This is a genomic window from Nonomuraea spiralis (assembly GCF_014648435.1).
In the GTDB taxonomy this organism is placed as follows: domain Bacteria; phylum Actinomycetota; class Actinomycetes; order Streptosporangiales; family Streptosporangiaceae; genus Nonomuraea; species Nonomuraea spiralis.
This window is the reverse complement of sequence record NZ_BMRC01000011.1, coordinates 1-19,361: the sequence shown is the minus strand read 5'-3', so window position 1 is coordinate 19,361 and position 19,361 is coordinate 1. Positions and strand designations below refer to the sequence as shown.

Sequence of the window (19,361 nt, the reverse complement as noted above, 5' to 3'; positions counted from 1 at the left end):
CGAGCGGAGCATACTTTCATGATCACCGAGTCTGCTGGTCTGCAACTTGTTGACAATGGTGGAGCTAAGCGTATCGGAACCGATGGTGAACCCCCACCGAACGGCGGACGTCCGATCAATACGACGGACGGGAAGCTCCTCCGGTTCCGACATGAGATCACCCAAGCCGCCTCGAGGCCATAATGCTGATCAGATGGAGCACGGTCTGCAGCCCGGCGGCGATCACGCAGGCCACGATGAGCACGCGGGAGGCCCCGAGCGCTCCGGTCGCCAGATCGATCACCGCGGCCACCACCGCGAGCAGGGACAGCTCGATCGGCTGCACGATCCGGTGGAACTTCGTCGCCGCCAGCACCCGCCTGCCGAACCCGAGCAGCCCCGAACGGAACTGCACCGCCGACGCCTCGGAGGAGGAGCCCAGCCCGCCCTTGGCCCGCGCGACCTCAACGAGGTCGGTCTCGGCCTTGATGAGGATCGCGCCGAGCGCGGCGGCGAAGCCGAGCACGGTGTACCAGTCGGGCAGGACGGCCGAGGCCCGCCAGCCGAGCCCGGCCAGCACGGCCGCCTCGGTGAAGTAGGCCCCGACGCGGTCGAGGTAGACCCCCGCCAGCGACGTCTTGCCCGTCCAGCGGGCCAGCTCGCCGTCGGAGCAGTCGAGCAGCAGGTAGACCTGGACGAGCAGGGCGGCGAGCACGGCGGCCCACAACCCCGGCAGGGCCAGCACGAAGCCCGCCGCGACCCCGGCGACCGTCATCACCCAGGTGAGCTGGTTGGGCGTGACCGACGTCTTGCTCATCAGCCACGTGACGTAGATGGACAGCCGGCGCATGTAGAGCACGCCCGCCCAGTGTTCGCCGTTCCTGCGTTCCAGGTGGCCCTCGGGCTGGGCGACCCGCCGCAGCTCAGCTACCGAAGGCCCGGACATAGTCCTCCACCCGATCGCGGATCTCGGAGTCCTGCATGCGCAGGTGTTCCAGGATCGTGTAACGGCCGGGACGGGTCGACGGCGCCAGGGCGACGACCTCGGCGAACTGCTCGCCGGTCAGCCCGATGTCGGCGGGCACGACGGGCAGCTCGTGCCGGCGCAGACAGTCGACGACCTGGGTCACCCTGGCGGCGTCCTCCCGGAGGAAGAAGCAGAAGGCGGCCCCGATGCCGGCGAGCTCGCCGTGGTTGGAGGTGCCGGGGAAGAGCTGATCCACGGCATGAAGGATCTCATGATCTCCACCGCTCGCGGGCCGGGACGACCCGGCCACCACCATCGACATCCCGGACAGGATGAGCGACTCGGCGAGAACGGTCAGGAAGGCGTCGGACTCGATGCCGTCGCTCCGGCCGACCAGCGCCTCGGCGGCGGTACGGGACATCGAGCAGGCCAGGCCGTCGATGGGCTCGCCGCGCTCGACGCTGCCGAGCTGCCAGTCTTCGATCGCCGACAGGTTGCTGACGACGTCGCCGATCCCGGCCCTGACCAGCGACTTGGGCGCGTTGTGCACGAAGTCGAGGTCGACCAGGATGGCCAGCGGCATCGGCACGCCGAACGTGCCCTTGCCCCCCTCATAGACGAGGGAGGCTGTGGGCGAGCAGATGCCGTCGTGGGAGAGGTTGGTGGCCACGGCCACCATCGGGATGCCCGCGAGCGAGGCGGCGTACTTCGTCGCGTCGATCGTCTTGCCGCCGCCGACTCCCACGACAACCTCGTAGGCACCCTTGCGCAGGTCTGCGCCGAGCGAGACGGCGGCCTCGACCGACCCGTCGCTCACCCTGAACACCTCGGCCTCGCCCAGCGTGGGGGCGATCAGGCTCTCGATGTGATCGCCCTGGCCGGGCCCGACGGCCACGGCCACCCGGCCGGACGTCGCCACGCGGCTGTCGGCCAGCAGGGCGCCGAGCTCCGCCACGGCGCCGCGCCTGACCTCCATGGTCAGGGGCGCCGGCAACATCCTCGCTAGAAGCGGCATGCGCGCTCCCTCTAGTAGCGAACGGCTATGGTACGAGCCTTGGCCAGGTCGTCGTGATTGTCCACCTCGACCCAGTCGACCTCGCCGATGGGCGCGACGTGGATGCCCTCGCCGCGCTCGACCATCTCCTGGTAACCGTCCTCGTAGTAGAGCTGGGGGTCGCGCTCGAAGGTCGCCTTGAGCGCGTCGGCCAGCCGCTCGGCCGCGCCGGGCCTGATCAGCGTGGCGCCGATGTACTCGCCGTACGCCTCGGACGGGTCCATCAGCTTGGTGATGCGGCGCAGCGAGCCCTCCTGCGAGAGGGTCACCTTCATCTCCTCGTCGGCCAGCTTCTTGACGTCGTCGACCGCGAGCAGGATGTCGCTGGTCTCGGGAGCGGCCAGCAACGTCTTCTCGACCGAGACGGGGTGGACGGTGTCGCCGTTGACCAGCAGCGCGCCCTGGGCGAAGTAGTCGCGGGCGCACCAAAGGGAGTAGGCGTTGTTCCACTCCTCGGCCTTGTCGTTGTGCACGAGGGTGAGCTTGACGCCGTGTCGCCTCTCCAGCTCCTCCTTGCGCTCGTGCACGGCCTGCGCCGCGTAACCGACGACGACCACGACCTCCCGCAGGTCCACCTCGGCGAGGTTGCGCAGCGAGATGTCCATGATCGTGGTTTCGCCGTCAACCGGCACGAGCGCCTTGGGCAGCGTGTCGGTGTACGGCCGCAGGCGTCGTCCGGCCCCGGCGGCCAGAACCATTCCCAGCAACGTGCACTCCTCGGTCGAGCATGACTACGTGTGCCCAAAGGTTAGTTGCCTTTGGCCCCTTCGCGGGTAATCCGGCGTTAGTCTTGCGTTCCCATCTCGGTCGCCTCGATGCCCGATCGGGGCGCGGCCAGCCAGCATGTGATGCTCTCCCAGCCGAACAACGCCCACAGGTAGAGCGTCAGCAGCACGTACCCGGCGGTCATCCAGCCGGCGATCGCGGCCAGCGAGACCGCCATCATCCGGCCGTCCCAGCCCAGGCCGAGCGTCGAGAGCCAGGGCGGCGGGTAGACGTGCTGGCGCAGCCGGTAGACCAGGTCGTAGTGGTGGAAGGCGAGCGCGCCGAGCAGCAGGAAGGTCAGCACCGGCGGCAGGCCGTGGGCGAACCCGCAGGCGGCGACGAAGCTGTACTCGATGAGCCGCAGGATCGGCGGCACGAGCCAGTCGAAGCGGCCGTCGTGCGGGTGGGTGCTGCCCGGTCCGGCCAGCAGCAGCGTCACGGCCGGCGCGAACACCGCGAGCCCGTCGGAGCCGGCCACGCCGATCAGCAGCAGCACGCCGGTGACGAACGTACCGGCGATCACCGGCGGCAGCGGCGGGAGCTGCCCGGCCACGAGCAGGCCCATGGCGCGCGAGAGCGGCCCGTCGTCGCGGTAGGCGACGACGGTGCTGTTCGGTACGGGGGTCATGTGGACGGAGATCACGCTGCCGGCCTCCCGATCGGCGCAACGACGGCCCGGCGGGCGGCCCTCATGAAGGCCCGCGGGTCGGCCCGCCTCACCGCGCCGACCTGGCGACGCGGCCGACGAGCTGGTAGAGGGCGGCGATCCCGCCCCAGACCAGCAGGGACAGGAACGTCACCCTGGCGTTCCACACGGCGGCGGTGACGGCGACCAGCGCGGTCCGCTCGCCGATGGGCAGCACGATGATCTTCTTGAACCAGCGGGCGACCGAGTCCCGTTCCATGCGCTGGGCGAACCCGAGCACCCCGTGGGCGTGCCGGGCGTCGGCCGACTCCAGCAGGGAGCGGGCGGGCCTGGCCCACAGCGCGCCCACGCGGCCCGCGTCGGCGACGGCCCCGGCGTAGGAGTAGTCGAGGGCGTGCCGGACGACCTGCGCGATCATCGCCGCGGCGGCCAGGTACCAGATCTCGGTGCCGCCGTAGCCGAAGGCGAGCCCGGCGTAGACCAGGTACTCCTTCAGCCGGTCGGCCATGCCGTCGGCCCACGCCCCGAGCGGTGAGAACGCGCGGGTGTAGCGGGCGAGCTGGCCGTCGAGGCAGTCGAGCGCGAACGACAACACGAACAGCACGCCCCCGGCCACGCGGGCGGGTTGGGTGCCGGCCGAGAACCAGACGGCCGCCAGCGCGGCCAGCCCGATCGAGACGCCGGTGACGGTGTTGGGGGTGAGCTTGAGCCGGACGGCCGGTCTGATCAGGTGGCGCGACCAGGTCGAGACGAAGAACGTGGCGAAGAAGCCGTCGTCCTCCTTGACGGCGGTGTCGAGCCTGACCCTGGCCTCGTCGATCTCGGCGAGCCTGGTCAGGGCGCTGTCGGCGGCGTTCTGGCCGGTCACGCGGTCGGCGTGCAGCGGGCCGAGCGAGGCGGCGCGCACCCGTACGCCCGATCTGACCAGGCCCACCAGCAGCAGGTCGATCGTCTCGACGGCGGTGACCGGGCCGAGTTTGCCCGTGTCGGCCAGCTCGGCCAGTTCCTCGGCGATGTCGGCCAGGGACGCCAGGTCGGCCTCGCCGGCCTGGAGCACCCCCCTGAACGTGGCGTTGGCCTCGGGGACGGTGTGGAAGGAGCTGCCGGCGGCGACGACCCGGCCGGCCTCCACCCGTACGGGCGGGCGCATCGGGCCGGCGGCGGCGTCGTGGGAGACGAGCGCGCCGGTGTCGCGCGCGGGATGTTCGAGCAGGAGCGCGAGCGCCTCGGTGTGGGCGACGAGGTCGGCGGGGAGCACCACGATCGTGCCGGCGGAGACCCGGGCGATCTTGGCCACGCCTCGCAGGTCGGCGCCGAGCCCGCCCCCGGCGGTCACCACCTGGACGTCGCGGACGGGGAGCACGGTGAGCTGGTCGCTCAGCCGGTCGAGCAGCGTGCCGTCGGCGCAGGAGAGACGGCAGGCCGGGGTCGTGGCGAGCAGCACCACCGAGGTGGTCGTGCCCTCGCGGGTCAGTGAGTCGGGCAAAGCGCAGGTCTCCTCCCGGTAGGGAGTGCGTGGACACAGCGTAGCGACAGGGCGACGCGATATCACGGAACAGGACCGTTACGCTGCCGGACATGGAAGCAGCGCTGCGGTCGGTCGGAGTGCTCCTCGCGGGAGGCGTGGGGCAGCGGGTCGGACATGAGATACCCAAACAGCTCATCGAAGTAGCCGGGCGGACGATTCTGGAGCACTCGATCGCGGTGTTCGAGCGGGCGCCGGAGATCGACGAGATCGTCGTGCTGATGACACCGGGTTTCACCGACCGGGTGAAGGACATCGTGGCGGGCGGCGGCTACCGCAAGGTCAGCCAGATCGTCGAGGGCGGCCGGAGCCGTACGGAGAGCACGTGGAGGGCGTTGCGCGCGCTCGGCACGCAGGAGTGCGACGTGCTGCTGCACGACGCCGTACGGCCCCTTCTGGAGCCGCGGATCATCACCGAGTGCGTGGCGGCGCTGCGTACCCACAGGGCCGTCAACGTGGCGATCCCGAGCTCGGACACGGTCCTGGTGGCCGTGCCCGGCCCGGACGGCGGCGAGGTGATCGGCGAGGTCCTCGACCGGTCGCGGCTGCGCCGCAGCCAGACGCCGCAGTGCTTCAGGCTCTCGGTGATCCGCGAGGCGTACGAGCGGGCCCTCGCCGATCCCGGCTTCGCCGACCGCCCGGCCACCGACGACTGCGGCGTGGTGCTGCGTTACCTGCCCGAGGTGCCGATCCACCTGGTTCCCGGCAGCGAGCGCAACATCAAGGTCACCCATCCGGACGATCTGCGGATCGCCGAGCAACTGTTCGCGATCAGAGGGTCCATCTCCTGACGTGTCCGGGCATGTCGTAGACGATCGCGTGGAAGGCCCTTGACCTGCGGGTTGTTACCGTGCGGTCGCATGAGAAGACTGCTGGCGATCGGCGCGCTGCTCGGCTGCTACCCCCTTCTGCTGGCGTCGGCGCTGTGGCCGGCGCCGCTGCTGTTCGGGCTGGTCGCCGTGGTCTCCTACGGCGTGGAGTTCGCCGCCGGACGCACGGCGGACGGCGTGACCGACCTGCTCAGCCGGATGCACCTCGGGGTCACGCTGCGTTTCGCGGCCCGGGAGACGGCCGCGCTGCTGCTGGTGGCGCGGGTGTCGGGGGCCGACTCGCCGTGGTTCGTGGCGCTGGCCGCCGGGCTGTTCGCCCTGCACGGCGCGCGGGCGGCGCACTCGGGCCTGGCCATCCGCCTGCGGCAGACGCTCAGCAGCATGCCGGTGACCACGCGCAACATCGACGTGTCGGCGCTGCGCATCCCCAAGATGCCGCCGCCGTTCCTGGGCGGCCATCGCGGCGTGCGCTTCCTCGGCCTGGACGCCCTGCCGGTGCTCGGCGCGACGTTCGGCGCGGCGGCGGGCGCGGCCGGCGCGGGCGTGGCGCTGCTGCTGGCCTCGGCGGGCGTGCTGGCGCTCCTGCCGTACGTGCGGCGCACCCGGCCGCTCGGTGACCGGGCGCGGGTGCTGGAGGTCGTGGGCGAGCAGGTCAGGGCCTACGACCCGGAGGTCATCCTGTACTTCTCCGGCGCGACGGCCGCCGCCTACCAGGCCAGGATGTGGCTGCCCACCCTCGAACGCATCGGCAGGCGTGCCATCGTCGTGCTGCGCGAGCGCGGCATGGCCCGGCATCTGGAGACGACCACGCTGCCGATGGTGTGCATCCCGTCCTCGGCCGACCTGATGAGCTTCCGCGCCCTGTCCGGCGCCAAGCTCTGCCTGTACGTCTCCAACGTCGGCCGCAACGTCCACATGCTGCGCATCCCCACGCTGCGCAGCGTGTTCCTCAACCACGGCGACAGTGACAAGGAGGCTTCGTTCAACCCGTTCTCGCGGGTCTACGACGAGGTGTGGGTGGCCGGTCCGGCCGGTCGCGACCGCTACCGCCGCGCCCGCGTCGGCGTACGGGACGAGAACATCCACGAGGTGGGCCGTCCGCAGCTCGAAGGCATCTCGACGGAGGGGCCGAAGCTGCCGTACCGGACGGTCCTGTACGCCCCCACCTGGGAGGGCTGGAACGACGACCTGTTCCACACGTCGCTGATCACCATGGGCCCGCGCATCGTACGCGCCCTGCTGGAGCACGACCCACCGCTGCGGATCATCTACAAGCCGCACCCGCTGACCGGCCACCGCGACAAGAGCGCCACCCGGGCGCACCGCAGGATCGTGGCCATGATCGAGGCGGCCGAGCTGGCGAAGTCGAAGGCCAGGCACCCGTCGAGCTCCGGCGACGCGCCCGAGATCCGGCATCTGATCGTCACCGGCCAGCGCCCGCACCTGTACGACTGCTTCAACGAGTGCGACCTGCTGATCAGCGACATCTCCAGCGTCGTGGCCGACTTCCTGGCCAGCGAGAAGCCGTACGCGGTGACGAACGTCGCGGGGCTGCCCGAGCGCGGCTTCCACGAGCGCTACCCGAGCACCGAGGCGGGGGTGCTCATCGGCGAGGACCTCGCGGCCCTCGCCGGTTTCCTGGACGGTGAGGACACTCTGGCCCGAGCCAGGATCAAGCTCAGGAGCTACCTGCTCGGGCCGGAGTACCCGGACGCGCTGACCCGCTTCGACGCGGCCGTCGAACGGGTCTTCTCGGGCTCGTGATCAGCCTGGCGGCCTGGCCAGCCTTCGCGGGCTGGTGAGGAAGCCCCAGCCCCACGAGATGTGCATGGCGGCGTAGACGACGGGCAGCCGCAGCTTGGCCGCGCCCGGCAGGCCGCTGCCGGTCAGCGCCGAGCCGGCCACGATGGCCAGCGCGTAGCCGCCGGGGACGACGAGCGTGAACGGGAAGAACGGCGACAGGACCAGCCCCAGCACCATGGCCAGCACCGCGGCGGGCGGGGCCAGATAGCGCAGGTTGATGGTGCCCTCGTGGGTGCGCGCGACCACGCGCCGCCAGCGGCCGTAATGGAAGTACTGCTTGGCCAGCGCCTTGACGTTGGGCCGCGGACGGTAGGAGACCCGCATGCGCGGCTGGAACCAGACCAGCCCGCCGGTCTGGCGGATGCGGTGGTTCATCTCCCAGTCCTGGGCACGCTGGAAGTGCTCGTCGTAGCCGCCGACCCGGTCGAGCGCCGAGCGGCGGAACACGCCGAGGTAGACGGTGTCGGCCGGGCCCGCGGTGCCGCCCACGTGGAAGGCGGCGGCGCCGACGCCGATCTTGGAGGTCATGGCGCAGGCCACGGCCTGCTCGAACGGCGTGACGCCCTCGGCCGCCATGACGCCGCCCACGTTGTCGGCGCCGGTCTCGGCCAGCGTCTCGACGGCGACGCGCAGGTAGTCGGAGGGCAGCATGGCGTGCCCGTCGACCCTGGCGATGATGCCGTTGCGCGAGGCGCCGATGGCGGCGTTGAGCGCGTTGGGCGTGCGACCGGTCGGGTTGGGCACCACGGTCACCCGGCGGTCGGCCGCCGCGATGGCGTCGGCGACCTCCTGGGTGCGGTCTTGGGACGGACCCACGGCGAGGACGACCTCGATCTCACCGGGGTAGCTCTGGGCGAGGACCTGGTCGACGGCCTCGCGAAGGTGCCGCTCCTCGTTGAGGACCGGCATGACGACGGAGATGGGGGGCCAGGCGCGCGTCTCCGCGGGCGCGTGCGGCGAGTCGGGGAACTGCTTCATGGCGGGGCTCACGCTACTGTACGACCAGGGGAGGAGGGCAATCGAAGGCCCCGCGTCCCCGGCGGATACGAGGAGGAGGGCATGCGCGAACCGGGCGAGGAGGACGGCGGCGTGCTGGTGGGCGGCGACGCCTACGGCGGCGTCAGGCTTCCCCCCACCCCCCGTCCCCGCAGGCCCGTCAGGAGCGCCAAGGCCCGCCGCCGCAACGTGATCGTCGCCGGCCTGCTGTCCACGGGCATCCTGGTCACCACCGGCGTGGTGTGGGCGACCCCGCGCCAGATCGGCACGGTCGACGCGGGCGTGACCGCGCCCAAGTCCCAGGGCGCCGAGAACATCCTGCTCGTCGGCGTCGACAAGCGCGACGACCTCACCAGGCAGCAGCAGAACCAGCTCAAGCTGGGCCGCGAGTCCGGCCAGCGCACCGACACGATGATGGTCATCCACCTGTCGGAGGACCACCAGCGCGTCACCGTGGTGAGCCTGCCGCGCGACACCTGGACGACGATCCCCGGCAAGGGCGACCACAAGATCAACTCGGCGTACCAGTTCGGCGGGCCGAAGCTCACCATGCAGGCCGTGAGGGCCGCGACCGGGCTGGAGATCAACCGCTACATCGAGGTGAACATCCTCGGGTTCATCGACGTGGTCGACTCGCTCGGCGGGGTCACCGTCTGCACGCCCATCCCGATCAACGACCCGAAGACGGGCCTCAACCTGCCCGCGGGCACCCACCAGCTCCAGGGCGCCCAGGCGCTCGGCTACGCCCGCACCCGCGCCACCGCCCGTTCCGACCTCGACCGCATCGACCGGCAGCAGCAGGTCATCTCCGCGCTGCTCAACCGCGCGCTCAGCGCCGACACGCTGGCCAACCCGGCCAAGCTCGCCGCGTTCGTCAACTCCACGCTGAGCACGGTCAAGGTCGATCCCGACGACGGGCTGATCGGGCTGGCCACCCAGCTCCGCGACGTCTCGCTGGATGACGTGCGGTTCGCCGACGTGCCGCTCGCGAACGTCGACTTCAAGGCCCCGACCGGCGAGTCGGCGGTGTTGTGGGACCGGCCGGCGGCCCGCGACATGTTCCGCCGCATCGACGCCGACGAGGATCTCGCCAAGCCCGAGCCGACCCGGACGGCCACGCCCACGCCGGTCAAGACCGTGGTCCCGCCGGAGAGCGTCACCGTCAAGGTGATGAACGGCACGCTCATCACGGGGCTGGGCGCGCGTACGAAGTCGGCCCTGGTGGCCTCGGGCTTCAAGGTGCCCGGAGAGCCGGGCAACACGGCCAAGAAGGACAACAAGAAGACCCTCGTGCGCTACGCCGCCGGGCAGGAGGCGGCCGCCCGGCTGGTGGCGTCCGTCATCCCGGGCGCGGAGCTGCGGGAGGCCGACGTCAAGGACGTCGAGGTGATCGCCGGAAGCGACCAGCCGAAAATCAAGAAACTCAAGCAGCCCGGCACTCCGTCAGCCAAACCCACAGCTACGCCGACGACTAAGACTGCAATGGAGAACATCTGTAAGAAATAGGCATAAGCACGTAAAGTTCGGGCAGGTCATCCCTATGGTGGTCAGATATTGGCGGGAGGACCCCTGTACGGTGCTCCACGTCGCGGGTGACCTTGACGTCGCGGGCGCGCCCCGGCTGCGTGCGGAGATCGACCAGGCGATGGCGGCGGCCGATCCGCTCAATCTGGTGATCGACCTGACCGAGGTGCCCTTCTGCGATTCCGTGGGGCTCGGCGTTCTGGTGGCGACGCTCAATCACGTCCGGGACATGAAAGGGCGCATGATCCTCGTTCTCGGGCCCGGCATGATCCGCCACCTTCTGACGATCACCAATCTCGATCGGCATTTCGAGACCAGCGGCTCGCTCGGCGAGGCCAGGGCCGCCCTCGATCCGGCAGCCTGACGCCGGCCTCTTTTGCGGGAACATGGGCGTGTTGTCATCCGGGGCACACCTTCCCGCGTCCTCTGCCTCATAGAGTCTCGGGAGAGCCCCCTTCAGTTCCGGAGGCTTCCACGTTGTTCGATGAGTTCCCCGAGCCCGCCCGCTCCCAGCTCGCCGCGGCCTTCGACGAGGGCAGGACGCGGCCGGAGTGGTGCTTCGTGGAAGGGCAGGCCCGCCTGGCGTTCTGGGCCCCCTTCGCCGGCGCGGACCCGGTGATCGTCTGGCAGTTCGACCCCGGCCCCGACCCCGCGGCGGGCGCCGCGCTGCTGCGCCGCAGCCTGCGCGAGACCGGGCTGGACAAGATGATGCACGACATCTCGCTCAAACCTGGCCTGACCCCTCTCGTCGACCGCGCGGTGGAGCACGAGGCGCTGACCGCCGCCGGGTTCGTCATGGAGGTCGAACGGCTGATGCTCGAATGGGCGGCCGGCACCGACGTCCCGCAGGAGCCGGGCAGGCTGACGTACCGGCCGGCGCGGCAGATGGACCCGGCCGAGGTGCTCGACCTCCTCATGCGCATCTCCGTGGGCTCCCTCGACCACGACACGCGGGTCGAGGTGGCCACCGCGGGCGCCGAGCGCGAGGCCCGCTGGATGTACGACGACCTGGTCAACCGCAGGGCCAAGCCCGACTGGTTCGTCGTCGGCCACCTCGGCGAGTCCCCCGTCGGCCTGGTGGCGCCCGACGACCACTCCATCGCCTACATCGGCGTCGTGCCCGAGCAGCGCGGCCGGGGCTACGTCCACGACCTGCTCGCGCACGGCACGCGTACGCTGGCCGAGGCCGGGCTCCAGCGCATCGCCGCCGGGACCGACGTGGGCAACACCCCCACCGCGAACGCCTTCCTGCGTGCCGGGTACTCCGAGGTCGGCCGGCTGTTCCGCTATTACTGGAGGGCTTCGTGAGACTCGGCGTGATGTTCGACCGGGACCTGCCTCCCGAGGAGCTGATCCCGTTCGCCAGGGCGCTCGACGGGACCGCCGTCGACGACCTGTGGGTGGTGGAGGACCTGGGCTGGACCGGCGGCGTCTCCGCGGCGGCGACCGCGCTGGCCGTCACCTCCCGCCTCCGCGTCGGCATCGGCATCACCCCCGCGCCCCTGCGCAACCCGATGCTGCTGGCGATGGAGCTGGGCAATCTGGCCCGCGTGCATCCCGGCCGGCTGGCCGCGGGCATCGGCCACGGCGTGCAGGAGTGGATGCGGCAGGCCGGCGCCGCCGTGCCGTCGCCGCTCGCGCTGCTGGAGGAGACGATCACGGCCGTACGCGCCCTGCTGCGCGGTGAGACGGTCACCCTGCGCGGCAGGGCCGTGCACCTCGACGGCGTGTCGCTGGTGCATCCGCCGGCCGAGCCGCCGCCCGTCCTGGCGGGCGTGAAGGGGCCGCGTTCGCTGGCGTTGTCGGGCCGGGTCGCGCAGGGCACGATCCTGCCGGAGGGCGTCGGCCCGGAGCAGCTTCCCGGGATCGCCGCCCGGATCGCCGGGGACGAGGACCATGAGCTGGCCGTCTTCAGCTTCCTCCACATCGGCGACGAGGCCGACCGGCTCGCCCACCCCACGGTCCAGGGCCAGGCGGCCTTCCTGGGGGTGCCGCCCCGCGACGTCGTCATGGCGGCCGGCACCCCCGCCGAGGCGGCGGCCCAGGTCAGGGCCATGTGGGCGGCGGGCGCCCGTACGGTGGTCCTGCGCCCGCTGGACCGCGATCCCCTGCCGCACGTGACTGCCCTGCTGTCGGCGTTGTAGTCCTTTCAGCCGAATGGCGGAGGCCCATCGGTCGAACGGCCGATGGGCCTCCGCCGTCGCGCCGCCACGATCGTTTCCATGAGGCTATTCGTGATACTCGCGGCATTCTTGGCGATCGCCGGCTGCAGCGTGCGCTTCGACACGGAAGAGGTGCCCGCCGTCCAGACGTTCCCGTTCACCGGGAACCAACTGAAGATCACGTCCTCGCTGGGCGGGCTGCGGGTGCTCCCCGGCACCAGCCCGGCCGTCGAGGTGGAACGCTGGACGCGGGGCAAGGCCTCGGCCAGTCCCAGTTGGTCGTTGCGCGACGGCGTGCTGCGGCTCAGCGCCGAATGCACCCTCGTCTTCGGCGACTGCGGCGCCCGCTACCACGTCAAGGTGCCGTCCGGGGTGCGACTGGTGATCGACTCGCCCGACGGCGTCATCCTGGACGGCCTCACCCAGGACGTGGACGTCTCCAGCGGCGACCGCATCCAGGTCAAGAACGCCTCGGGCAAGTTGCGCCTGCTGAGCGACTCCGGCGGGATCGAGGGCGACGGGCTGAAGTCGCCCAGCGTGCGGGGACGCACCCTGGACGGCTCCATCTCCCTGGCCTTCACCGCGCCGCCCACGACCCTCGACCTCAAGTCCCGCGAGGGCGGCGTGACGGCCCGCGTCCCGAAGGAGTCCTACCAGGTCACGGTCAAGAGCGCGGACGGCAGCTCGCACTCCGACATCGAGAGCACGAAGAGCAGCAACAGGACGATCCTGGTCCGCAGCACGTACGGGAACGTGCGCGTCCTGGCCAAGTAGCCGCCTCCGGTCAGCTCACCTGCTCGAAGGGGGTCGGGGTCTGGCCGGTCCAGCGGTAGAGCTGGGCGCGGCCGGTGTTCTTGGTGACGCCGTTCTCCGTGACCTTGCCCGCCTTGGCGGCGTAGTAGCGGCCGTCGCCGAGGGAGATCAGGCCGTACTCGCCGGTGAACTGCCAGCCGCGCACGCCCGTGGCGGCGTCCTGGAGGCCGCCGGGGGCGAGGGTGAGGAGTTCGCCCTGCTCGGGGGTGGGCTGGCCGGCCAGCTCGCCGGTCACCGGCCGGTCGGCGGCACGCACCATGAAGAAGGAGTAGTTGGGGAAGCCCGGCTTGACGCCCTTGTAGACGGCCATCATCCAGTTGCGGGTGTACTCGTCGTACTCCAGGTTCTGCACGCCGTACGTGGTGTTGCCGGTGTAGGCGAAGAACTTGCCGTCCACCCGCTCCGGGCCGCTCTTGTGCGGGGCGGTCTCGGTGAGCGGGCGCTCGTACTTGCGCCACTGCTGGACGTCGTACTGCAGGAGGACCTGGTGGTCGTTGTCCTTCCGGGCGGTGTTGGAGTAGACGCCGTACGCGACGGTGAGCTTCTGCTTGCCGTGCTCCTTGCCGAACTCGGGGCCGAACGCCACACCGTCGATGCCGCTGCAGCCGTAGCGGTGGTCGGGGGTGTTGCCCACGTTGCCGTCGAACTTTCCGTCGCCGTTCATGTCGGCGGTGTAGTCGGCGACGACCTCCTTGAGGTAGACCGTGCTCACGACGTCGCTGGTCTGGGCGTCCATGCCCATGCTGGTGATGCGGTCCACGTCGAAGATGGCGATGTAGAAGGACTCCTGCTCCTTGTACTCAAGGGAGCCGTACACGCGGCCGTCCTTGGTGTTGAAGTCGAGGTCGCCGAGGTGGCCCGTGAAGCCGGTCACCGAGCCGACCGGGTTGCCCTGAAGGTCGGTCTTGACCAGGACGTTGGTGAAGGAGAAATACATGTAACCCTGGCGGCGGTCGATGGCGATGCCCTGGACGTGCCCCTCCGACCAGGCGCCTCCGTCGACGTCGGCCGGGAGCTCCACGGGTCTGGCGGCGGCGGGGGCGGTGAACAGGGCGAGGGTGGCGGTGGCGGCCACTGCGAGGGCCATCGTCTTGCGCATGGTGCACTACCTGTCTTCGTCTAGCGATCAGCTCGAAAACCGACGCTATCTGGACGAATTGGCGCTGTCTGACAAACAAGTGAACTGACAGTGAAGATCAGCCGAACCGGGTCGAGTCGATTGATTCCCCGTGTGATTCCCCGTGGAAGTTGCCCATGGTTGCGGCGACGGGTGCCGGAGCGCAGGAAGGCCGGGCTGCGGCCGCCGCCCATGAGCAGGACGTCCGCCCGCACCCGCGCGTGCTCCCGCCACCGGCCCGGCGTCCCGATGACCGGATCCGCGTCCTGGTGGGAAGGTCGGGCACCGGCTCGACCATGTCGTCCAGCGCTCTCGTTCAGCGCTCGCGTTCAGCCGACCTCGGCCTCCTGTCGGGCCTCGGCCTCCCGCCGTGCCTCCACCTTCCGTACCGATGCCTCCGCCTGGCGCACCGCCTTCCAGAAGTACGTCGAGCTGGGCTTGCCGGCCCGCGCGTACTCCTCGGCCAGCGCCCTGGCCAGCACCACCAGCCGGCGCCCTCGCAACTGGAACCCCGCCGCCTCCGGCACCGCGCCGAGCGCCCGGTTGTTCCAGTACGCGGCCAGCCGCCGCCAGTGCTCGGCCTCCTTCTCCCCCGCACCGCACGCCTCACAGGCGAGCAGCACGGCCAGCTCGTGGGCGGCCCTGGCATCCCCGTTCTCCGCCAGCCGCAGCCGGAACTTGCCCAGCCGACCCCAGTGCAGGGGCACCCGCTGGTCCATGGCCGACGGCCGCCACGAGGACTGCTCACCCGGTACGGGCTCCAGGACGTCCCCGCCGGTACGGGCCGCGGCCGACGACCTGTTCCGGCGCCTCGCCGCCTCCCCCTCCTCGGCCTTGGCCGCCTGCCACAGGACGGTGAACTCGGCGGTCAGCTCCTCCACGGATTCGATGGGCATGCCGGACTTCACGGCGATCGCCTGGCACACCTCGACGATGGTCCGCATCAGCAGAAAGTCCGGCACCTTCTGCGACCTGCCGTTCAGCAGGTCGGCCACGGTCGACTTCGGCAACGGCCGGCACCATCTCTTCCGTTCCGGGTCATCCTCCGAAAGGGCGAGCGCGACTTTTTCGATCCGTTTGAGCGACGGGTTTCCGCATTCGATTTCACGCAGTCTGTTCAGACGTGTCACGAGCAGAGCAAGGTGATCTTCGCCTTGATCGACAACCTTCATGAGCCGCCCCGGTTCGGACACCGTTGTCCGGTTTAAGAGTGGAAGTGGCGTACGAGAAGATAGACGCGCGCCACCATCTCATCGCGTTGAGATAAGTAGCCATAGTGCCATAAGTCGGGCTTGTAGCGGCGCCATGCACAACACACACATCTGCCCCTTCAGCCCCACACGGCCGAATCCATCCGAGACCGTCCGAATACGTCCGAGGAAAGCGCGATCATGGCCGGAAAGATCAGTTACGCGGACGCATGCCCGAACCCCGCTGGTACTCCTACGTCATGAACCAAGCCCGTACGTCAAGGGGACACGAATGAGCAAGGCAACCCTCATCTGGTCGGCGGTCAGCGGCGTCCTGCTCGCGCTGCTCGTCGGCGTCGTCGCCGGCCTGCTCGCCACCGGGAACGGCAGCACCGTCGCCGGCGCCATCATGGCGGGCGCGACGGCCTCCGGCGGCTTCGCGGCACTCTGGATCACCGGTACCTCCGCCCTGCACACCTGGCTGAACTCCCAGAAGCCCGACACCCCGCCGGAGGAAACCAGCGGCTGACCCCGCTCCCGGCCAGGCACGCCCCCGCAACCGTACGGGACGGCGACACCCCAGGACCGGTCGGCGATCCCGCACCGGTCCGCACAGTCACACATTCCCCCGCCACCGCTTACCGGACACATATTCGGCAACGCATTACCCGCGATCCCCGGACATTCCTTACGCCTTTTACCGGCATCCTCCGAGAATTGCTCCTCTGCCTTTCATGACGTCGGCAATCCGGAACAACGGTTATGATTGACGACCGTCCGCATGACTTTTCTCGCCGCCCTCCTCAGGAGGCGGAATTCGGAGGCGCCCATGGCGATGCCCAGGAAAGGCTCCCGGCCCATCACCGTCGACGGCGCCGCCTTCCGCTGGCGCGTCGGTCACCGGCCCAGCCGCCGCGGCGGCGACGGACCGAGCCCGCTCACCTTCGCCGTCGAGCGGGCCGAGCATCCCGGGTGCGTTCTCGTCGTGTCGCTCCCCTGCGCCCGGCCGGACAACCAGTGGGGCAGCCGGACCATCACGGTCCGCCCCCTCCTCGTGGCCGCGTGCGTCCGCCGGGCGCTCGAAAGCGGCTGGACCCCTTCCCGCCCCGGCCCCCTCTTCACCCTCGACCTCACCGAGGACGAACTGACCGGCCTCCTGGGCGGCCCGCCCGCCTACCTGATCCCCTTTCTCTGGGGCATGATCCCGGAAGGCGGCACGATCAGGGACCTCCCCCGCGCCAGGCAGATCTGGAGCCGGGAAAACGACGAAAAGGCGTCCCCCGAGCGTCGGGAAACGTAATTCCATTGCCCTCAGCCGAAGCGGCGGGCAAGGTCGAGGGCATGGTCGAACTGCGCATCCTGGGGCCGGACGACTGGCCGCTCTGGCGCGAGCTGCGACTCGCGGCGCTCGCCGAATCGGGCCCCGCCTTCGGCTCGACACTGGCCGACTGGCAGGGCGACGGCGACCGCGAGGAACGCTGGCGGGCGCGCCTGACGATGCGCGGCTCGCACAACGTCATCGCCTTCCTCGACGGGCACCCGTCCGGCATGGTCAGCGGCGTACCGGTCGAGGGGGCGAACAGCGTCGAACTGGCGTCCATGTGGGTCAGCCCCGCGGCCCGCGGCCGGGGCGTCGGCGACCACCTGATCAGGGAGGTCGAACGGTGGGCCGCGCAGCGGCACGCCGAGACCGTCCGGCTGTCCGTCAGGCCCGACAACACCATGGCCATCGCGCTCTACACCCGCCACGGCTTCCAGGACGCCGAGAAGCTCGCCGCCCTCGACCCCCGCGGATGCCGCGTGATGACCAAACCCCTCCCCCGTCACCCCGCTCGATGAGAAACACCTTGCGGAGAAACACCTTGCTGAGAAACCCGCGCGCACCTCGTTGAGGAATGCGCGCACCGGCTTCCGCGCGGTCGCGGCGCGAGCCCTCACCCCTGGCGGCGGACCATCTCGTTGATCCAGACGGGCGCGTACGGAGACGTGCAGCCCGGGGACGTCGGATAGTCCTTGAGCACCTCCAGGCGCTCTCCGATGCCGATCGCCCGGGCCCGCTGCCCGGAGTGGTCGATCCCGATCTGGGCCAGGCAGTGGTTCATCGCCCACTGCAGGCGGTCGGGGGCGTCCTTCATCCGCGACTCGATGACGTCGAGCAGTCCGGCGAGGTCGAGCCCCTCCGGCTTCTTCGTCACGCGTTCGGTGGTCAGCGCCCAACCGGCGCTCGCGACCACCGGGTCCGGATCGGCGAACCAGGCCAGGCGCAGCTCTTCGACGTACGGGCTCTTCTTCACCACATAGTTCACGAGCCAGTCGTGCACCTTGGGCGTACGCGCCTCGCGCACCATCGCGTCCAGCTCGTCACGTCCGAACGCCTTCGGCCGGCAGATCAGGAGGGCCAGCAGCCGCGCCGCCGTGTCACCCGTCGCCCAGAGCCGGCCCGCGAGCTCCTGCTGCGTCTTCAGCCGCTTCGCCAGCGCACGCAGCTTGCCGAGGTTCACACCGTGATCGTCACCGTGTCTCTCGTTCACCTCACGCGCCCGGGGATCCTCCAGCTCGGCCAGCTCAGCCAGAACCTCAGCCACACTCACCCCGGCCCCGCCCGTCCCGCCCACGCTCGTCCCGCCCACGCTCGTCCCGGCCACCTCAGCCTCCCGTCCCTCACGAACGGCTTCAGCCTACGGCGGCGCGACCCGCCACCGGACCTCACTGTCCTGAAGCCCGCTCTTCCCCGCTACAACCACGCCTCGTCACGCGGATCGACCAGGGCGACATCGTCAGCGGCGACCGGCATCTGGTTCAGGCCACCCACCGAGCTCTCGGTCTGCATGGCGGCGATGAAGAAGTCCTTCGACCCGGCCCTGCCCGCCTTCTTGTACGTGATGGCCAACGCGTACGCCGCCTTGACCAGCTGAAGCCCCCGAAGCCGCAGCACGGCGCTCCGAGGGCATCGTCCCGGGCGAAGGCCCTCTCCGGGCGCAGGTTCCAGCACATCACCGCCGACCCGACCACCCACCGCATCCTCACCGCGACGTACGCCACCAGGATGTGCGACGACGTGGCCCGCTTCGCTCTGCCAGAGCTACTGAGGTGTTCTCAGCGACGTGACCAACGGGCTTGTGGAAGGCCACAGTTGGGTCGGCCGGGTCGGGGAAGCCCCGGCTGCAGACAGTCGTTGGCCCCCTGGTAGGACGGTTCTCTCACAAGATCGTCCACTGCGAACCCCAGAGGCCCACGGTCGGTCACCTATGTTGCCACGCTCGACGTCCCACGCCACGTCGTGGAGCACCTCGCTCGCCTGTTGGCCGCCCATCGCCGCTGGATCGGGACTCCGAGGAACTCGCGTGCCCTGGGCCCGTACCGCCAAGCAGTGCCGGTCCTGCGCTGGTTCCGCGAGCGCGGCTGCGTGCACTGCCTCGCCCGTGACGTCTCGGCCGCTGCCGAGGCGTGGGCATGACCCACGTGATCCTCGACGGCACGCTGATCGCCTCCGACCACGTCGCCGGTCTCCGTGAGAACGGCAACGACCTCTGGTTCAGCCAGAAGCACAAGGCGTTCGGCGGCAACGTACAGTTCCCGGCCGCTCCTGACGGCATCCCGCGGTGGGTCTCCGACGCCGAACCCGGCTCCGCCCCCGACATCACCGCCGGCATCGGCATCCTCGTCCCAATCCGCCGTCCGAAAGGCCAGTCGGAACAGGCCATGCACGCCGACACACGAACTACGAGCAACCTGATCAGAGGCATCCGAGCACTCGGAGAACGCGCAGCCGCCGAACTCAAGCAGCGCTGGCGAGCCCTGCGGCGCGTCACCATCAGCCCCAGTCGGACAGGGGACATCGCGCGCGCCGCCCTCACACTCGACACGATCTGGAAATGATCATCACTGAGCCGTTTTCATCCCCGTGCGGTGAGTTGCTGATCACAGCATCATCGCGAGGTTGACGTTCGCCTGATGACATGGCGAAACCCCTGGTAGACGGGTTGATCA

The 19,361-nt window shown here is 70.2% G+C and carries 21 protein-coding genes; 11 read left to right on the top strand and 10 right to left on the bottom strand.

Going from position 1 to position 19,361, the window contains the following annotated elements:
• Positions 1 to 157: 157 nt before the first annotated feature.
• From IEZ27_RS26565 to IEZ27_RS55035, 5 genes are all read right to left on the bottom strand, one after another.
• Positions 158 to 925, bottom strand: coding sequence for a CDP-alcohol phosphatidyltransferase family protein (locus IEZ27_RS26565; RefSeq protein WP_189649743.1), 768 nt, complete (start codon positions 923 to 925; stop codon positions 158 to 160).
• Positions 903 to 1,943: an iron-containing alcohol dehydrogenase family protein gene (locus tag IEZ27_RS26560; protein ID WP_189649976.1), complete on the bottom strand. Its 1,041-nt coding sequence runs from the start codon at positions 1,941 to 1,943 to the stop codon at positions 903 to 905. The genes IEZ27_RS26565 and IEZ27_RS26560 overlap by 23 nt, the downstream gene beginning before the upstream one ends.
• A 29-nt stretch (positions 1,944 to 1,972) precedes the next feature.
• On the bottom strand, positions 1,973 to 2,707 hold the full coding sequence (locus IEZ27_RS26555; RefSeq protein ID WP_189649742.1) for a phosphocholine cytidylyltransferase family protein: 735 nt from the start codon (positions 2,705 to 2,707) through the stop codon (positions 1,973 to 1,975).
• Between the two features lie 77 nt (positions 2,708 to 2,784).
• A complete protein-coding gene (locus IEZ27_RS55040; protein ID WP_189649741.1) occupies positions 2,785 to 3,408 on the bottom strand; it encodes a DUF5941 domain-containing protein in 624 nt (207 codons plus the stop codon).
• Between the two features lie 73 nt (positions 3,409 to 3,481).
• Entirely contained in the window at positions 3,482 to 4,897 is a 1,416-nt protein-coding gene (locus IEZ27_RS55035) for a CDP-alcohol phosphatidyltransferase family protein (RefSeq protein ID WP_189649740.1), read from the bottom strand.
• A gap of 92 nt (positions 4,898 to 4,989) precedes the next feature.
• Between IEZ27_RS55035 and IEZ27_RS26540 the strand changes: the two genes are divergently transcribed.
• The gene (locus IEZ27_RS26540) at positions 4,990 to 5,727 is read left to right on the top strand and encodes an IspD/TarI family cytidylyltransferase (protein ID WP_185844533.1); all 738 of its coding nucleotides are present in this window, start codon (positions 4,990 to 4,992) and stop codon (positions 5,725 to 5,727) included.
• Positions 5,728 to 5,796: 69 nt separating this feature from the next.
• On the top strand, positions 5,797 to 7,530 hold the full coding sequence (locus IEZ27_RS26535) for a CDP-glycerol glycerophosphotransferase family protein (protein ID WP_125632439.1): 1,734 nt from the start codon (positions 5,797 to 5,799) through the stop codon (positions 7,528 to 7,530).
• On the opposite strand, the gene IEZ27_RS26530 is transcribed toward IEZ27_RS26535, so the two are convergent.
• Positions 7,531 to 8,547 (bottom strand): glycosyltransferase family 2 protein, encoded by a 1,017-nt coding sequence (locus IEZ27_RS26530; protein ID WP_125632758.1) that lies wholly within the window; start codon positions 8,545 to 8,547, stop codon positions 7,531 to 7,533.
• An 81-nt stretch (positions 8,548 to 8,628) separates the two neighbouring features.
• Between IEZ27_RS26530 and IEZ27_RS26525 the strand changes: the two genes are divergently transcribed.
• From IEZ27_RS26525 to IEZ27_RS26505, 5 genes are all read left to right on the top strand, one after another.
• The gene (locus IEZ27_RS26525; RefSeq protein WP_189649739.1) at positions 8,629 to 10,071 is read left to right on the top strand and encodes an LCP family protein; all 1,443 of its coding nucleotides are present in this window, start codon (positions 8,629 to 8,631) and stop codon (positions 10,069 to 10,071) included.
• A gap of 34 nt (positions 10,072 to 10,105) precedes the next feature.
• Positions 10,106 to 10,453 carry an STAS domain-containing protein gene (locus IEZ27_RS26520; RefSeq protein ID WP_125632443.1) on the top strand — a complete coding sequence of 116 codons (348 nt, stop codon included), beginning with the start codon at positions 10,106 to 10,108 and terminating at the stop codon, positions 10,451 to 10,453.
• Positions 10,454 to 10,566: 113 nt separating this feature from the next.
• Positions 10,567 to 11,397, top strand: a complete 831-nt coding sequence (locus IEZ27_RS26515; protein WP_229824357.1) for a GNAT family N-acetyltransferase — start codon at positions 10,567 to 10,569, stop codon at positions 11,395 to 11,397.
• A complete protein-coding gene (locus IEZ27_RS26510; protein ID WP_229824356.1) occupies positions 11,394 to 12,233 on the top strand; it encodes an LLM class flavin-dependent oxidoreductase in 840 nt (279 codons plus the stop codon). Before IEZ27_RS26515 ends, IEZ27_RS26510 begins: the two co-directional genes overlap by 4 nt.
• A 78-nt stretch (positions 12,234 to 12,311) precedes the next feature.
• Entirely contained in the window at positions 12,312 to 13,025 is a 714-nt protein-coding gene (locus IEZ27_RS26505; protein WP_189649738.1) for a DUF4097 family beta strand repeat-containing protein, read from the top strand.
• A gap of 10 nt (positions 13,026 to 13,035) precedes the next feature.
• On the opposite strand, the gene IEZ27_RS26500 is transcribed toward IEZ27_RS26505, so the two are convergent.
• Both IEZ27_RS26500 and IEZ27_RS26495 read right to left on the bottom strand, forming a co-directional pair.
• Positions 13,036 to 14,163, bottom strand: coding sequence for a hypothetical protein (locus tag IEZ27_RS26500; protein WP_189649737.1), 1,128 nt, complete (start codon positions 14,161 to 14,163; stop codon positions 13,036 to 13,038).
• 347 nt (positions 14,164 to 14,510) lie between these two features.
• Entirely contained in the window at positions 14,511 to 15,191 is a 681-nt protein-coding gene (locus tag IEZ27_RS26495; protein ID WP_189649736.1) for a hypothetical protein, read from the bottom strand.
• 472 nt (positions 15,192 to 15,663) lie between these two features.
• Between IEZ27_RS26495 and IEZ27_RS26490 the strand changes: the two genes are divergently transcribed.
• From IEZ27_RS26490 to IEZ27_RS26480, 3 genes are all read left to right on the top strand, one after another.
• A complete protein-coding gene (locus IEZ27_RS26490; protein ID WP_189649735.1) occupies positions 15,664 to 15,900 on the top strand; it encodes a hypothetical protein in 237 nt (78 codons plus the stop codon).
• A 300-nt stretch (positions 15,901 to 16,200) separates the two neighbouring features.
• Entirely contained in the window at positions 16,201 to 16,671 is a 471-nt protein-coding gene (locus IEZ27_RS54140; protein WP_229824355.1) for a hypothetical protein, read from the top strand.
• 5 nt (positions 16,672 to 16,676) lie between these two features.
• Complete coding sequence (locus IEZ27_RS26480; RefSeq protein ID WP_229824354.1) at positions 16,677 to 17,210, top strand: GNAT family N-acetyltransferase; 534 nt, start codon at positions 16,677 to 16,679, stop codon at positions 17,208 to 17,210.
• Between the two features lie 95 nt (positions 17,211 to 17,305).
• Here the strand turns inward: IEZ27_RS26480 and IEZ27_RS26475 are convergent, their stop codons facing one another.
• A complete protein-coding gene (locus tag IEZ27_RS26475) occupies positions 17,306 to 17,956 on the bottom strand; it encodes a DNA alkylation repair protein (RefSeq protein WP_379478575.1) in 651 nt (216 codons plus the stop codon).
• 149 nt (positions 17,957 to 18,105) lie between these two features.
• Positions 18,106 to 18,306 (bottom strand): hypothetical protein, encoded by a 201-nt coding sequence (locus tag IEZ27_RS26470; RefSeq protein WP_189649734.1) that lies wholly within the window; start codon positions 18,304 to 18,306, stop codon positions 18,106 to 18,108.
• 518 nt (positions 18,307 to 18,824) lie between these two features.
• Here IEZ27_RS26470 and IEZ27_RS26465 point away from each other — a divergent pair.
• Positions 18,825 to 19,250, top strand: a complete 426-nt coding sequence (locus IEZ27_RS26465) for a transposase family protein (protein ID WP_379478576.1) — start codon at positions 18,825 to 18,827, stop codon at positions 19,248 to 19,250.
• Positions 19,251 to 19,361: the final 111 nt, after the last annotated feature.